At 34.0% G+C, this 15,471-nt stretch carries 12 protein-coding genes and 1 pseudogene; 8 read left to right on the forward strand and 5 right to left on the reverse strand.

The window, feature by feature from the left end; genetic code table 11:
• Nucleotides 1-8 precede the first annotated feature (8 nt).
• The 3 genes from ACM55F_RS00745 (at nucleotide 9) to ACM55F_RS00755 (ending at nucleotide 3,913) form a co-directional block, all read left to right on the forward strand.
• Nucleotides 9-1,448, forward strand: a complete 1,440-nt coding sequence (locus ACM55F_RS00745; protein ID WP_416851759.1) for a complex I subunit 4 family protein — start codon at nucleotides 9-11, stop codon at nucleotides 1,446-1,448.
• Nucleotides 1,449-1,644: 196 nt separating this feature from the next.
• Complete coding sequence (locus tag ACM55F_RS00750) at nucleotides 1,645-3,015, forward strand: NADH-quinone oxidoreductase subunit N (protein WP_416851760.1); 1,371 nt, start codon at nucleotides 1,645-1,647, stop codon at nucleotides 3,013-3,015.
• Between the two features lie 181 nt (nucleotides 3,016-3,196).
• Nucleotides 3,197-3,913, forward strand: coding sequence for a DsbA family oxidoreductase (locus tag ACM55F_RS00755; protein WP_416851761.1), 717 nt, complete (start codon nucleotides 3,197-3,199; stop codon nucleotides 3,911-3,913).
• A 242-nt stretch (nucleotides 3,914-4,155) separates the two neighbouring features.
• Here ACM55F_RS00755 and ACM55F_RS00760 read toward each other — a convergent pair whose 3' ends face one another.
• Entirely contained in the window at nucleotides 4,156-4,827 is a 672-nt protein-coding gene (locus tag ACM55F_RS00760) for a hypothetical protein (protein ID WP_416851762.1), read from the reverse strand.
• Between the two features lie 485 nt (nucleotides 4,828-5,312).
• Here ACM55F_RS00760 and ACM55F_RS00765 point away from each other — a divergent pair, with 485 nt between their 5' ends.
• Nucleotides 5,313-6,296 (forward strand): Gfo/Idh/MocA family protein, encoded by a 984-nt coding sequence (locus tag ACM55F_RS00765; RefSeq protein WP_416851763.1) that lies wholly within the window; start codon nucleotides 5,313-5,315, stop codon nucleotides 6,294-6,296.
• Nucleotides 6,297-6,374: 78 nt separating this feature from the next.
• Here the strand turns inward: ACM55F_RS00765 and ACM55F_RS00770 are convergent, their stop codons facing one another.
• Nucleotides 6,375-6,971 carry a hypothetical protein gene (locus ACM55F_RS00770; protein WP_416851764.1) on the reverse strand — a complete coding sequence of 199 codons (597 nt, stop codon included), beginning with the start codon at nucleotides 6,969-6,971 and terminating at the stop codon, nucleotides 6,375-6,377.
• 189 nt (nucleotides 6,972-7,160) lie between these two features.
• Here ACM55F_RS00770 and ACM55F_RS00775 point away from each other — a divergent pair, with 189 nt between their 5' ends.
• Entirely contained in the window at nucleotides 7,161-8,033 is an 873-nt protein-coding gene (locus tag ACM55F_RS00775; protein WP_416851765.1) for an AraC family transcriptional regulator, read from the forward strand.
• Nucleotides 8,034-8,073: 40 nt separating this feature from the next.
• Here the strand turns inward: ACM55F_RS00775 and ACM55F_RS00780 are convergent, their stop codons facing one another.
• Nucleotides 8,074-8,586 carry a glycosyl hydrolase family 95 catalytic domain-containing protein gene (locus ACM55F_RS00780; RefSeq protein ID WP_416852041.1) on the reverse strand — a complete coding sequence of 171 codons (513 nt, stop codon included), beginning with the start codon at nucleotides 8,584-8,586 and terminating at the stop codon, nucleotides 8,074-8,076.
• 2 nt (nucleotides 8,587-8,588) lie between these two features.
• On the opposite strand from ACM55F_RS00780, the pseudogene ACM55F_RS00785 reads away from it, so the two are divergent.
• From ACM55F_RS00785 to ACM55F_RS00795, 3 genes and pseudogenes are all read left to right on the forward strand, one after another.
• Nucleotides 8,589-9,243 (forward strand): annotated as a pseudogene (locus ACM55F_RS00785) (NUDIX hydrolase).
• Between the two features lie 103 nt (nucleotides 9,244-9,346).
• Entirely contained in the window at nucleotides 9,347-10,621 is a 1,275-nt protein-coding gene (locus ACM55F_RS00790) for a Y-family DNA polymerase (protein ID WP_416851766.1), read from the forward strand.
• Nucleotides 10,612-11,052 (forward strand): LexA family protein, encoded by a 441-nt coding sequence (locus tag ACM55F_RS00795; RefSeq protein WP_416851767.1) that lies wholly within the window; start codon nucleotides 10,612-10,614, stop codon nucleotides 11,050-11,052. Before ACM55F_RS00790 ends, ACM55F_RS00795 begins: the two co-directional genes overlap by 10 nt.
• 95 nt (nucleotides 11,053-11,147) lie before the next feature.
• Here the strand turns inward: ACM55F_RS00795 and ACM55F_RS00800 are convergent, their stop codons facing one another.
• Nucleotides 11,148-14,321 carry an efflux RND transporter permease subunit gene (locus ACM55F_RS00800; protein ID WP_416851768.1) on the reverse strand — a complete coding sequence of 1,058 codons (3,174 nt, stop codon included), beginning with the start codon at nucleotides 14,319-14,321 and terminating at the stop codon, nucleotides 11,148-11,150.
• 88 nt (nucleotides 14,322-14,409) lie between these two features.
• Nucleotides 14,410-15,471: an efflux RND transporter periplasmic adaptor subunit gene (locus ACM55F_RS00805; RefSeq protein ID WP_416851769.1), complete on the reverse strand. Its 1,062-nt coding sequence runs from the start codon at nucleotides 15,469-15,471 to the stop codon at nucleotides 14,410-14,412.

Here is a 15,471-nt window from a genome sequence, read left to right on the forward strand (position 1 = left end):
CTTACACTATGAATGTATCTCTAATATTAATTATACTTTTGGTTGGTGCGTTTGCAACTTTTCTTGCAGGCGATAAACTGGCTTCAAAAGTGGCTTTGTTCTTTGGGTTAGCTGCTGCAGGCGCTTTTATTGTATTATTAAATCACTATAATTTAGGTGAAAATATCAGTTTCATCAACCAGTGGATTACCCAACCTAATATTTCTTTTGCTCTAAAAGCAGACGGATTATCAATGGCAATGCTTTTATTGACCACAGTTTTGACTCCAATAATTATATTTTCCTCTTTTGGGAATGACTATAAAAATTCAAAATCATTTTATGCTTTAATCTTGTTTATGGCGTTTGCAATGGCAGGAACTTTCTTGGCATCAGATGGTTTGTTGTATTATATTTTCTGGGAATTATCATTAATTCCTATTTACTTTATCGCTTTAATTTGGGGTAACGGAGACGCAGAAGAACGCAAAAAAGCAGTTGTTAAATTCTTTATCTACACATTGGCAGGTTCTCTATTTATGTTGGTGGCTTTTGTTTATATGTACCAACAAGCGGGAAGTCTTTTATTAGAAGATTTATACAAATTGAATTTAACAGCAACGGAACAATTTTGGATATTCCTGGCTTTCTTCTTGGCGTATGCGATTAAGATTCCATTAATTCCTTTTCATACTTGGCAAGCAAATGTGTACCAAAAAGCACCAACTGTTGGGACAATGCTTTTGTCTGGTATCATGCTAAAAATGGGATTGTACAGTGTTATCCGTTGGCAATTGCCATTGGCGCCATTGGCTGCTAAGGAATACATGTACATTTTTATCGGACTTGGAGTTGCGGGTGTGATTTACGGATCTATTGTTGCATTGAAACAAAAAGATTTAAAGAAATTACTAGCGTATTCTTCTTTGGCTCACGTTGGATTAATAGCAGCTGGAACGTATACTTTGACATTAGACGGATTGCGTGGAGCAGTTTTACAAATGATTGCACACGGATTTGTAGTTGTTGGATTGTTTTATGCAGCTGAAATTATTTTCAGAAGATATGAAACCAGAGCGATTGCTGAAATGGGCGGTATTCGTACGCAATCACCAAAATTCACTTCGATGTTTTTGATTTTGGTATTAGCATCGGTTGCTTTGCCTACTACTTTCAACTTTATTGGAGAATTCACCGTTTTATACAGTCTTTCACAAATTAATATTTGGTTTGCCATTCTAGGAGGAATAACGATAATTTTAGGAGCGTATTATATGTTGAAAATGTTTCAACATGCAATGTTAGGAGAAACCAATTCTAAAGTTTTTATTGATGTAACAGTTAATGAAGGAATAACTTTGGTACTAATAATTGGTGTTTTATTCTTTTTTGGGATGTATCCAAAACCAATTACCGATTTGATTACCCCAAGTCTGGAAGAAATTCTTAAAGTTATCAATAGAAATTAGGATTTTGATTTTAGAATGAAGATTAACGATTTTTGATTTCAGATTTTTGTGAGATATTAAAAATGATTCTGTTCAAAGTAAAAAAATTAGTACAATAAAAATATATTATTAATACAAATAAATTAGGTTTCAGATATAAAGAATTAGTCGGTTTGTTAAATCCTAATTCGTAAATCCTAAATCAAACAATCAAAAAATGAATACATTAATAGCTATAATAGGATTAGGTGTTTTATGCCTTTTATTTGAAATATTTAATTTAAGGAAAGCCATTGTTCCAATAACAATACTTGGATTATTGGGAGTGTTGGGCTTAACCATATCTGAATTTAATTCAACGGAGAGTTACTATAACAACATGATTGTTGTCAGTAAATTTTCAAGTACTTTTTCATCATTGTTTATTGTGCTTACCATTTTCTTGGTGGCTTTAGGACATAATTTTTACGAAAATCATCAATCTAAAATCTCTGATTATATTGCCATAAAAATATTTTTATTGGCAGGAGCAGTGGCGATGGTTTCTTTTGGGAACTTAGCGATGTTCTTTTTAGGAATCGAAGTATTGTCTATTGCACTTTATATTCTTGCGGCAAGTGATCGTATGAATTTAAAAAGTAACGAAGCGGGAATGAAGTATTTCTTAATGGGATCTTTTGCTTCGGGAATCATTCTGTTTGGTATCTGTTTAATTTATGGAGCCATGGGAAGTTTTGATGTTACAGAAATCAGTGAATTATCACAATCAGCAGAATTGCCAGTTTGGTTCCCAATAGGAATTGTATTGGTAACAATCGGAATGTTGTTTAAAGTGGCTGCAGTTCCATTTCATTTCTGGGCACCGGACGTTTACGAAGGTTCTCCGGCGTTGACAACGGCATTGATGAGCACTTTAGCGAAAGTAGTTGCTATGGCGACTTTATACAAATTGTTATCAGTAATGAATGCTGATATTTCTGAGTCATTCAAAATTATTGTGGTCGTGATTTCTATGGCTTCGATGACTGTTGGTAATATTATGGCATTGAGACAAACAAACGTAAAACGTATGTTGGCTTTTTCAGGGGTTTCCCACGCCGGTTTTATGTTGATGACTTTGTTGAGTTTGTCTACATCAGCAGGAAGTTTATTGTATTATGCCTCAGCGTATTCTTTATCAGGAATCGCTGCTTTTAGTGTGATATTATACGTTTGTAAAAATAGAGACAACGAAGATATTGTGAATTTCCACGGATTAGGAAAAACCAACCCATTGTTAGCAGCGATTCTTACTGCAGCTTTACTTTCCATGGCAGGTATTCCAATTTTTGCCGGATTCTTTGCTAAGTTGGTTTTGTTCAATCAAACGATTCAAGCCGGTTATTTGGCTTTAGTAATCGTAGCAGTTGTGAATTCTATTATAAGCGTTGGTTACTACTTCAAATTGATTTTGGCGATGTATACTAAAGAACCGAATGAAGAACGAAAAGGAACTCCGGTTATTATTTATGCAGTTGCCGTTATAGCGATTGTATTGAATATCGCATTAGGTTTGTTCCCTTCATTTGTGTTGGATTTATTGGCATAAACTAAAGCTTTAAAAATATACAGAAAACCATCAAGAGCAATTTTGATGGTTTTTTTATGAATTATTTCGAATAAAACCAATCTCTCAATTCCTAATAAAAGCATAATGTCGAATTGATTTCAAACTACTTTTATTAAATTTGTATATACAAATGATTTAATCGTTTACTAAATAAAGGAAGATGGCAAATACATTAAAAATACAAATCTGGTCGGATATCATGTGTCCGTTTTGTTATATCGGAAAAAGAAGAATAGAAGATGCATTACAAAATTTCGAACATAAAGATGCGGTTGAAATTGAATGGAAAAGTTTTCAGTTGGACGCTGGCTTTGTAGCTTCTCCGGAAGACAATATGGTAGAACATTTGGCAGAAAAATATAGAAAAGATACCGATTGGGCACAAGAAATGCTTGATAATATGACTCAAAATGCTAAGAATTCAGGACTGGATTTTCATTTTGAAAAAGCAGTTATGGCGAATTCATTGCATGCACATCGCTTGTTGCATTTGGCTAAAAAGTATAATTTGGTAAATGACTTAGAAGAATTACTTTTCAAAGCGTATTTAACCGATGGCAAGAACATTAATGATTTGAACACATTGAAAGAATTGGGACTGGAAGTAGGGCTGAATGTCGAAATGATTGATGAAGTACTGCATTCCGATGCCTACGCAAGTGATGTACAGCAGGATATTGCAGCAGCGCAATCTGTCGGTGTTCAAGGTGTTCCTTTTTTTGTTTTCGATAGTAAATATGCAGTTTCGGGTGCGCAACATGTTGAAACGTTTGTAAAAACACTTGAAAAAGTATGGGAAGAAGGTAAATTTGATTCGAAAGTAACTGTATTGAATACTACTGATGGAGATAGCTGTGGAGTTGATGGTTGTAATTAAAACAGTTAGAGCGGAGTGTTCAATAGATAAAAATTCTTCTTATTTTAGCTCTGCTATTTGGAGTTGTGTTGATTCCTAAATATCTATTTTTAAAGGTTTAGCCCTGATAGGAGTGGCATCCTTTTTATAAGGCTTTTTTAGCCTTTTAAAAAGATACAGCGGATAGCAGGAAATAGCTTCAAACAAAAATCCCGTTGATAAGAATACCAACGGGATTTTTCAAACCAACCATTTAAAATCAACTAAAATCTTTTATCTATTCTGATATCTACACTACCTACTACTCTAGTGTTTTCTTTTTTGGCTTTAGGCCCATTAGTTTTATAATAGTAGTCATCCTGATCATTTGAATTTTGGTTATTTCCATATTCATAATCGGTATTGTCATAATCGTTTTGGCTGTATTCATAAGCTCTACCTCCTTTTACAGATCCAACAATATCAACAATCTGACCACGACGGTTGTAGATAATTTCTAATCCACCTACTCTTTCCAAGGCATAACGGTTGTAGGCCATATAGACAGTACCAACTCGTTTAATTCTATCATTCGAATCATAGTTGATAGAGACATTTCCAATTCTTCTCACTCTGCCCATATTATCGTGTTCCACTTTTACACCGTAATTTTTGTTTCGGGTATTTGTCTGTGCGCCATACGTTTTATTTAATGAGCCTCTTTTGTTAGATTTATTGTACTTATAACCGCCAGTTGAAGGACGTGTATTAAAATCTAATTGTCCGTCAGGGAATACAAAAAATTCGATTCCTCTTTCGATGAACACAATTGGTTCCGCATTTCTAAAATCAACAGGCAATCTTCTCTCAAGAGAAAAATTGGTTTTTTCTGTTGCATTCGCTACACCACCTCCAATAAGGAAGATACTAGCTACTAAAAGGGTAATTTTTTTCATAATCGAATTTATTTTGTGTTTTGCCTACTCTTGAGCTTTTCGGCTTTCGCTTTTTACTTATTGGATTAGGGATATTCAAGTAGCGTGCCAAAAATTAGAATCACGGTTTTGTACTTGTAGGTTGTTACTTGGTTGGATAAGTGTAAGTAATTTTAAATCAGTAAGTTACTATTTTTAAAAATAGAATATAATAATTTATGATAGAATGAATATTTAGTATTTTTTAAATACAATTTCTATTTTTACGATATTTTTTTCTTACCATTTTACTGAATACAACTATCAAAATAGGTACTATACCAATGAATTTGGCAAAAACGAAAAGTTGTTTTATTTCCAATGGTTGTTAAATAACCTTTATGAAGGTTTTGTCTTTCACAATAAATATTTAAATTTACTCTCAGCCTAATTAATTTGTTTTCTTGCAGAATTAAGGAATTGGGTCGATAAAATCGGGAGGCCAGCATCAATGTAAAATGATTAGTATGATTGAAAAAACAAAAGTGATTCGTTGGGGAATATTAGGATGTGGTGATGTTACCGAAATGAAAAGTGGTCCTGCGTACCAGAAAACAGATGGGTTTAAAATTGAAGCAGTAATGCGAAGAGATGCTGGTAAAGCCTCCGATTATGCTAAAAGACATGGAATAGATAAATTTTACACTAATGGTGATGACTTAATTAATGACCCAGAAATTGATGCGATTTACATTGCGACACCTCCGGATACTCATAAATATTACGGACTTAAGGTGGCTCAAGCCGGAAAAATTTGCTGTATCGAAAAACCTTTGGCACCCAATTATCAGGATAGTCTCGCAATTTATGAAGCCTTTGCAGCAAAAAATATACCTTTGTTCGTTGCGTATTACAGGCGCACTTTACCTCGTTTTGAACAGATAAAAACATGGCTAGATTATAATAGCATTGGTGAAGTCAGACATATAAGATGGCATTTGAGTAAAGCTACAACGACTCAAGATTTATCTGGAGAATATAATTGGAGAACTGACTCTGAGATTGCTACTGGTGGATACTTTGATGATTTGGCGAGTCATGGACTGGATTTGTTTATTCATCTTTTAGGGAATATAAAAGAGGTTTCTGGTATAAGTCTTAATCAACAGGGATTGTATTCTGCCAAAGATGCCGCTACAGCTTGTTGGGTTCATGAATCTGGAATCACTGGAACTGGAAGTTGGAACTTTGGTTGTTATGAGCGGGAAGATAAAGTCGAAATTTTTGGAAGTAAAGGAAAAATTACATTCTCTGTCTTTGAAAATGAGCCTTTAGTGCTTTCTAATGAGCAAGGAAAAACCGAAGTCTTTGTTGAACATCCAGAAAATATTCAGTTGTATCATGCAAAGCAAATGCGGGAACATCTTCTTGGGAATAGTAAACATCCTTCAACAGGATTAACCGGTGCTCATACTAGTTGGGTTATGGATAAAATTATAGGAAACCTTTAGCAATTTAAAATAGTTCAAAACAAAAAAAGGCTATCCCAAAAAGACAGCCTTCTCAAATTACTACAATTTATTTAATCACTATTTAGCATCAACGGTTTCTATAAAAGTTTTCCCGTTAGAAGTTATCACAAAAGTGCATCTGTCTCCTTCAATGTTACTTACATCAAATAGTTTACCCACATTTATTTCAGAAGGTAAGGTTTCTTTATATACCTCTATATCATTTGAGTTGTAAATTTTAACAGTAACTGGAGTTTGAGAAACGTTTAACATGTTAAGTGTTATTATTCCATTTTTAGTTGTTAAAGAAGGTTTATAAACCTCAGAAACAGCATCAGCAGATAATTTAGCTACTTTACCAACAACCTCAATTTTATACTTTGAGATTTTAAGGTCGCTTTCAGCTTGTAAATAGTATACTCCGTCAGGGAAAGCCGTTAAATCATATGTTCTGTTAATATCGTCGTCAGAAGTAACATTTTCTTGATAAATTAAATTGTCACTGGTGTCATAAATCGACAAGTCGATTTTCTTGATCTCTCTTAAAGTAAAACTTACAGTCTTTCCTTCTTCTTTTTTTAAATCTAATGAGAAATCAGCGTTCCCTGCATGTGCTTCTACGGCAGTTAATGCTACTGCGGCTAAGACTAAACTAAATTTTAAAATCTTTTTCATAATGTAAATGTTTAGATTTATAATTGATTATTTATCTGATGCTAAATTACCCTAAGAGATTCATTATGAAGTAGTACAGGATTTTCTAATTTATGTGCTATTTTACCTTTTACGAAATCGATTAAGGTTAAAAAAGATAATTGTGTGTCTGTTTTAGGTAATTTTGTACTAATTCTAAATACGTAGTCGATGAAAATAGTACCGCCTGCCTTTGAAATTATAGCACCATCCTTTGGGAGTTCCTTTTACTTTTCTCAATATGTTGAAAATGCCAACAGTAAGGCACATTTATGGCATTATCATCCAGAAATCGAATTGGTTTTTGTAAATGGAGGATCCGGGAAGCGACAAATAGGGAGCCATATATCCTATTATACTGATGGAGATCTAATACTTATAGGAAGTAACTTGCCTCATTGTGGGTTTACCAATGAAGAAACAGGGAATAAAAATGAAACGGTTATACAGATGAAACCGGATTTTCTGGGGAATGATTTTTTTGATATTTCCGAAATGAAGAATATTCGGAATCTTTTTAGTCAAGCCAAAGCTGGAATTGCTTTTGAAGGAGAAACTAAAAAGAATATTGGGAAGAAAATTGAATCTATGGAAAAACAGTCACATTTTGAAAAGTTGCTGACCATGTTAAGCATTCTCAATGAACTGGAATTATCCAATGAATATACCGTTTTGAATGCTGATGGATTTAGGATGGAAATGCAGATGCAGGATAATGATCGTATTAATGCGGTTTTTAATTATGTGAAAGATAATTTTCAGGAACATATTACGCTAGAAGAAGTGGCTGTATTGGTAAGCATGACTGTACCTTCTTTTTGCCGTTATTTTAAAAAAATCACCAATAAAACATTTACTCATTTTGTAAATGATTATCGTTTGGTCCACGCGTCTAAACTACTGGCAGAAAAACCCATAAGCATTACTGAAATCTGTTTTGAAAGTGGTTTCAATAATTTTAGCTATTTCAATAAATCATTCAAGGAGTTTACGGGTAAAAGTGCTTCGCAATACCGTCAGGAACTTAGTTCTGTGCTTAAATAAAGAATTTCAACAGTAAGTTAAAATGTCTTAAAATTAAATGTTACCAGATTAATTCTGTTTTCTGTCCTTTTTTCAAAGTAATATTTTGGTTTTTGTCTCCATTAATAAGTGTTGTATTTCCACCTTTTTTAGAAAAAACAGTTACTTTCTTCAAAATTTTATCATTCCATTCCATCGAAATTACAAATCCTCCTCTGGCACAAATTCCTTTTACGACACCACTTTCCCAAGCATCGGGTAGGGCAGGGAGTAATCTGATTTCGTTTTCATTAGACTGAACCAACATTTCTGCAACTGCAGCGGCACCGCCAAAATTTCCGTTTATCTGAAACGGAGGATGTGCATCAAATAAATTGGTATACGTTCCGCCACCTCTTCTTGACTTCTCTGTTTTCTTTCCATCAGGATCTACATAGCGAAGTAGTTCACGGAACATTTTATAAGCATGATTGCCGTCCCAAAGTCTTGCCCAAAGATTGATGCGCCAGCTTTTTGACCAACCCGTTGTTTCATCGCCTTTTATTTCTAAAGTCGTTCTAGAAGCATTGGCCAGCTATTGATGGAATTTCTATTGACTGTGTTATATTTGGATTTAACAAAGAAAGTCTTGAAATTCTTTTAGTGCAACATGCAGAAGGAGAAAGTGTAGGAAAATGGGGAGCTTCTTGGAGGTTGGTTACGAAGAGATGAGGCTGCTCAACGAATATTGCATGAACTAACTAGTCTTGACAACATCTATTTAGAGCAATAAAAAGCTTTTACCAATCCAAATCGTGTAAGTGAAAGAAGGGTTGTAACCATTGCCTACTACACATTGGTAAACCGAGAAGATTATAATATAAAAGCCAGTCTTACCTTAAAGGAAGCTAAATGGTATAAAATTAACGACATACCAAATTTAATTTTTGACCACAACGAAATTTTAGACTTTAGTTTGATGCAATTACGCAACAGAGTACGTCAAGCTCCAATAGGTTTTAACTTATTGCCCGAAAAATTCACTTTATTGCAACTCATACATCTTTACGAGGAAATATTAGGAATCACATTAGACAAATCCAATTTCCACAGAAAGATTCTACAGATGAAATTACTAGTCCTATTGGATGAAAAACAACAAGATGTTTCCCATCGAGCTGCACAATTGTATAAATTCGACCCTGAAATTTATGAAAAATTAACTCAAAAAGGGTTCAATTTCGAGTTTTAATCTAATTTATTTCTTAAAAGCCAATCTGTTTTACTTATCAACAAATCCGAAAATTAACTTATGTTACTTACTCGCATAAAAGCATATTGAGTAATTTTGTACGATGTATGCTTTAGTCGACTGTAACAATTTCTACGCTTCTTGCGAAAGGGTTTTTCAACCTCAATTCGCAGGAAAACCTATTGCAATATTGTCAAATAATGATGGTTGTGTAATTTCCAGAAGCAGTGAAGCTAAAGCGGCTGGAATTCCAATGGGTGCGCCGGCATTTAAAATCAAGGAGCTGGTAAAAGAAAAAGGGGTAACGTTATTTTCTTCGAATTATGCCCTTTATGGTGATTTGAGTAATCGGGTGATGTCAATTTTAGGCCAATTTACGCCTAATGTCGAAATTTACAGCATTGACGAAGCTTTTCTTAATTTTAATGGTTTACAGGTTTTAGATTACCATGATTATGGTATTCAAATGAAAACCCGCATACAAAAATGGGTGGGAATTCCCGTTTGTATTGGTTTTGCTCCAACCAAAGCTTTATCAAAAGTAGCCAATAAAATCGCCAAAAAATTTCAAGACAGAACCAATGGTGTTTATGTGATAGACAGTGATGAAAAACGAATCAAAGCTTTGAAATGGACAAAGATTGAAGATGTTTGGGGTATTGGTTATCGAATGAATAAAAAGATGAAAGCTCGAAATATTACCACTGCTTTAGATTTTATAGCACCACAACACGAAGCTTGGATTAAGAAAGAAATGGGAGTAACTGGGCTTCGGTTGAAATATGAATTAGAAGGAAAATCAGTTTTGGATTTAGAACCTATTGCGGACCAAAAGAAAAGTATTGCTATTACCAGAAGCTTTCCAAAACAGATTTCTGATTTTGATTTGTTGCGGGAACGTATTGCCACTTTTGCATCAGTTTGTGCAGAGAAATTACGAAAACAAAACTCTTGTTGTCATACCATTATTGTAATGTTGGTTATTGATAAACATACCGTGCAAACTTCCAAATACTATTTTAATATGGCGGTTACCTTGCCTTTCGCGACCAATTCTACTTTGACAATTTCAAATACGGCAATTGATATTTTGAAAAAAATATATGAGGGAAATGAAAATATAAAATTCAAGAAAGCCGGGGTTATTGTTACGGAACTTATTGATGAAAATAGAAAACAATTGCAGTTATTTGATGAGGAAAACCCGAAACATTTAGAGTTAATGAAAGTAATGGATCGTCTCAATAACAAAATTGGAGATAAAAAAGTAAAGTTGGCCACACAAAATTTAAGTTTGACCTGGAATATGAATCAGAATCATTTATCTCCTAAATATACCACTAATTTCAACCATATTCTCGAAATAAAATGCCACTAAACAAAAATCAAAAACTCACTTTCTTTCTGCCCGACTTTGAAAGTGACTTAAAAATTCCTTTCATGTCTGAAGGTGTTTCTGCCGGATTTCCTTCGCCGGCCGCGGATTTTATGGAAAGTAGTATTGATTTGAACAAACAGTTAAGCGAAAATCCATTGGCTACTTTTTATATCAAAGTCAAAGGAAATTCAATGATTGATGCCGGTATAAATGACAAAGATGTTTTGGTCGTGGATCGAAGCTTGGAGCCACAAAACAACAAAATAGCTATTTGTTTTATCGACGGGGAATTTACCGTAAAACGCATTCAGTTAGAGAAAAATTGCTTGTTTCTTATGCCTGAAAACCCTAATTATTCTCCCATAAAAGTTACTGAAGAAAATCAATTGATTATTTGGGGAATTGTAACGTATGTTATAAAGAAAGTTTAACCGTTACAATTCACTTGAAAAAAGGAATTTTTTAACCATAAAAAAAACCTGTTCAAACGAATTGAACAGGTTTTGTGTTTTAAAACAATGTAGTTTTACAATGTATGTTTTGGATTAAAACCATCCTCACTCAATTCTTTATGGTCATAATCTGCAACCATTTCAGCTTCGTAATCTGTTTTTTCTCCTTTACTAAATTTGGAAATTAATTTCTCCATAATTTCGTATATCACAGGAACGACAATCAAGGTTAAAAATAACGAAGAAATTAATCCTCCGATAATTACCCAAGCCAACCCATTTTTCCATTCTGCTCCGGCTCCAGATGCTAATGCAATCGGGAACATACCAAATACCATTGCAATAGTCGTCATCAAAATTGGACGAAGTCTCGCATGATTAGCTTGAATTAAAGCATTTCTTATCGATTCTCCCGCAGCCCTTCTTTGATTCGTATAATCTACCAGCATAATCGCATTTTTACAAACCAAACCAATTAGCATAATCATACCAAGAATGGTAAATATATTCAAGGTTTTGTTCGTCAATGCCAAAGCTAATAAGGCTCCAATAAATGAAAGTGGAATAGCAAATAATACTACAAATGGATGCGCAAAACTGTCATACAATCCAACCATTACAAGGTAAACTAATATAATAGCCGCTAACAATGCAATTCCTAATGTTCCAAAACCTTCCGATTGGTTTTCCTGATCTCCACCCCAGATATAATTTACACCTGTTGGTTTTTTCAGTTTATCCAATTTTTCTTGCCATTGATTAACAATAGTTCCTGCTGGTACACCAATATTTTGCCCTTTTACAGTAACCGATGCTGTTTTATCTCTACGCTCTAATTGACTTGGTCCAGAACCTTCTTGTACAGTGGCAAATTGTGATAATTTGATTTGTTCGCCTCTTTCATTTATAAAAATCAAGTTGCTCACATCATCAATGCTTTTTCTGTCAAAACTGTTGTATTTGATATTGATGTCATATTCGTATTCTCCTGCTCTAAATTTCCCATCTGTATTTCCGCTGTACGCCGTTTGCATGGTTAAACCAACAGTTTGAAGACTCAATCCAAGTGCTGCCATTTTATCTCTATCTACTTTGACATTGATTTCTGGATTTCCATCTTCTACAGATAATTTGATCTCTGTTGCTCCTGGGATTTTATACAATTCAGCTTCAGCTTGTTTGGCAAAAGCCATCGCGCTTTCTAGTGAAGAACCAGTTACGATTAATCCTAAGGTAGCATCTTCGGCAGTTCCTAAAATACCAACAGGGGCGGTTTTTACTTTTGCTCCAACCAATACTTTTTCTAATTTACGTTTTATTTTAGCTGAATATACAGAGGCCTCATCTGAACGATCTTTTTTATCAACCATTTTTACGTCAATCTCTGATTTGTAAGCGGTAGCTTGTGATGCTCCTAAACCTTCGCTGGTTTGCCCAACGGTTGTGATTTGACTTTTTACATATTCTTCAGTTTTCAAAAAGGCTTCTGCTTTTTGAGTCATAAAGTTGGTTTGTTCTAATGACGCATCTTTTGGCATTTCTATTTGAACTAAAAATTCGCCACTATCTGATGCTGCAAAAAACTCTCCACCAATAAATCCTGCAGGAATTAGTGCTATCGAACTAAAAAACAACAATAATACAATCGCTAAGGTAGTCTTGTAATGATCTAAACACCAAGTTAACAAGTGAGTAATCCAGTTGATAAAACGAGTTAAGTAGCTTTCGAACCCAAGAATAATTCTTCCAAAAAGATTTTTACCTTCAATGTGTTCTAATTTTCCATAACGGGAAGACAACCAAGGAATAATTGTAAACGAAGCTAAAAGTGACAGTAAGGTTGAGATAATTACGGTAACACAAAATTGTGTAATAATGTTTGAAACCATACCAGAACTCATCGCAATTGGTAAGAATACAACAACAATTACTAAGGTAATTGAAGTTACAGTTCCTCCAATTTCGGCAGTTCCATCATAAGAAGCACGTACTCTGTTTTTACCCATTTCCATGTGTCGGTAAATGTTTTCCAATACTACAATTGCATCATCCACCAAAATACCAACAACAAGTGATAATCCTAGTAAACTCATTAAGTTTAGTGTATAGCCCAGCAAGTAAATTCCAATAAATGTTGAAATCAACGAAGCAGGTATAGAAACCATTACAATCAATGAGTTTCTAATACTATGTAAGAAAAACAACATTACAAAGGCAACCAAAAACACGGCAATCAATAAATCGTGTACTACAGAATCAGCAGCTTCTAATGTGAAAACGGTACTGTCTTTTGCGACTTCTAGTTTCAGTTGATTTACTTTGTAATCACTTTCCAGTTTAGTAACTGTTTTTAATAATTCTTCACTTACTGCAACTGCATTGGCGTCAGATTGTTTTACGATTTGTAAAATAATCGCACTTTTTTGATCAATACGAGCTACTTTTTCGGCAATTTTTTGTGTATCCTGAACATCGGCAATATCACCCAAGCGAACTTGAATTCCATTATTTGATGAAACAATCAGGTTTTTTAATTCTTCAACATTTTTGTATTTTCCAGCTAAACGAATTAATATTTTTTGTTCACGTGTTTGAATATTTCCTGTTGGGAAATCAAGATTGGAACTCAAAATGTTTTGTTGCACTTGAGGAACAGAAAGTCCATATCCCTGCATTTTTACGGCATCAAGATTGACTTGAATTTCACGTTCTTGTCCCCCGATAATACTTACTTGAGCTACACCGGCTACACGAGATAAAACGGGTGCTATTTTTTTATCAATTAAATCATAGAAGGCAGCTTCATCCATCTTTCCATTGGCACCAATGGTCATGATTGGTAAATCACTTAGGGAGAATTTACTTAAAGAGGGGGTTTTGGCATCATCCGGTAAATCACTAATGATGGCATTTATCTTACGTTGCGCATCATTCATGGAAATATCAACATCAGCATCTGAGGTTAAAGTGATAGAAACCGTTGACAAACTTTCGTATGATTTAGAGTCTAATTTTTTGATATTTTCTAAAGAAGCGACCGCATCTTCAATTTTTTTGGTTACCGTATTCTCAACTTCACTCGGGGAAGCTCCAGGATATACAGTCGCTATCGTAATAACATTAGTTTCGAATTTAGGAATTAATTCGTATCCTAGTTGACTGTAGCTAAACAGTCCGCCTAAAATTAGCATTGTAAACAATACAATTACTAAGGAGGGACGCTTTATAGATATTTCTGCTAATTTCATATATTTTATTGTTGATTATTAAGTATTAATGGTCTGTGTAGTTTTTAAGGTCAATCATTTTTTATAACGAACCATTTCCATTAATAAATTATTTAATAATATCTACTTTATATCCGTCTTGAAGGTTGATTTGCCCTGTAACAATTACAGTTTCACCATCAGAAAGACCATTTAAAATTTCTACTTTGTCGCCAAGTATTCTACCTGCAGTAACCGTTTTTAGTTTAGCAATTCCGTTTTCTGCTACAAATACTTGGTTGCTGCTTACACTTCCTACAAATGCATTTCTAGGAACAATCATCAACGATTGTTTTTGTTGGTTTGAAGCGAATTCAGCTGTTCCATACATTCCTGCTTTCAAATCATTAGAGGAGTTATTAGCAATTTCTATTTCTACAGGAAAGTTTAAACGGGAATCAGCTTTTGGAGCGATAAAAGTAATTTTACCTGAAAAATTAGCATCAGGATAAACACTTGCTTTAACATTCACATTGTTTCCTAATTTTAAGCTGGCTACTTGATTTTCATTAACTGTAACTTTTAATTTCAATCTGGACACATTTACTATGTCAAACATTTGTGTTGCAGCACCAAGAACTGATCCTGGCTCAATATATTTTTTATTTACAATGCCGTTAATGGTAGATTTGATATTAGTATCGCCAATATTAACTTTAGCTTGCTGTAATCTTGATTTTGCAGTTACTAACCCTAATTTTGCCTGATCTAATTGTTGTTTTGTAACTCCTCCTGTTTTGAATGCATTTTCAAAACGATTATAATCACTTAATGCATTTTGATAGGAAGCTTGTGCTGTTTGTAAGTCCGATATAATTTGTTCGCTTCTTACAATGGCTAAGGTTTGACCAATACGTACCGTTGATCCTTCATCAACTAAAACACGTACCACTCTTCCTGGTTTTTCTGCTGAAAAACTCAATTCTTGTAGTGGTTCAAAATTTCCATTTGCCGAAAAATCAAGTGAAATTTCTTCTGTTTTTACCGTTTCAACTTTAACGGAAACACTTGCATTTTTTTCAGCTACAAGAGCTGTTTTTGCTTCGTTTTCTTTTTTGTTGTTTGTTAAAACTACTGCTATGATTGCTATTGCGCCTAAAATGATTATTCCGGTTATTATATTTTTTTTCAT

Source organism: Flavobacterium melibiosi, from assembly GCF_048158545.1.
GTDB lineage: Bacteria > Bacteroidota > Bacteroidia > Flavobacteriales > Flavobacteriaceae > Flavobacterium > Flavobacterium melibiosi.

What these genes read in the sequence shown, in the direction of transcription:
- ACM55F_RS00760 (WP_416851762.1), bottom strand. Translation starts at nt 4,827, where the DNA reads ATGAAAAAAATTACCCTTTTAGTAGCTAGTATCTTCCTTATTGGAGGT.
- ACM55F_RS00790 (WP_416851766.1), top strand. Translation starts at nt 9,347, where the DNA reads ATGTATGCTTTAGTCGACTGTAACAATTTCTACGCTTCTTGCGAAAGG.
- ACM55F_RS00770 (WP_416851764.1), bottom strand. Translation starts at nt 6,971, where the DNA reads ATGAAAAAGATTTTAAAATTTAGTTTAGTCTTAGCCGCAGTAGCATTA.
- ACM55F_RS00805 (WP_416851769.1), bottom strand. Translation starts at nt 15,471, where the DNA reads ATGAAAAAAAATATAATAACCGGAATAATCATTTTAGGCGCAATAGCA.
- ACM55F_RS00745 (WP_416851759.1), top strand. Translation starts at nt 9, where the DNA reads ATGAATGTATCTCTAATATTAATTATACTTTTGGTTGGTGCGTTTGCA.
- ACM55F_RS00795 (WP_416851767.1), top strand. Translation starts at nt 10,612, where the DNA reads ATGCCACTAAACAAAAATCAAAAACTCACTTTCTTTCTGCCCGACTTT.
- ACM55F_RS00755 (WP_416851761.1), top strand. Translation starts at nt 3,197, where the DNA reads ATGGCAAATACATTAAAAATACAAATCTGGTCGGATATCATGTGTCCG.
- ACM55F_RS00765 (WP_416851763.1), top strand. Translation starts at nt 5,313, where the DNA reads ATGATTGAAAAAACAAAAGTGATTCGTTGGGGAATATTAGGATGTGGT.
- ACM55F_RS00775 (WP_416851765.1), top strand. Translation starts at nt 7,161, where the DNA reads ATGAAAATAGTACCGCCTGCCTTTGAAATTATAGCACCATCCTTTGGG.
- ACM55F_RS00800 (WP_416851768.1), bottom strand. Translation starts at nt 14,321, where the DNA reads ATGAAATTAGCAGAAATATCTATAAAGCGTCCCTCCTTAGTAATTGTA.
- ACM55F_RS00750 (WP_416851760.1), top strand. Translation starts at nt 1,645, where the DNA reads ATGAATACATTAATAGCTATAATAGGATTAGGTGTTTTATGCCTTTTA.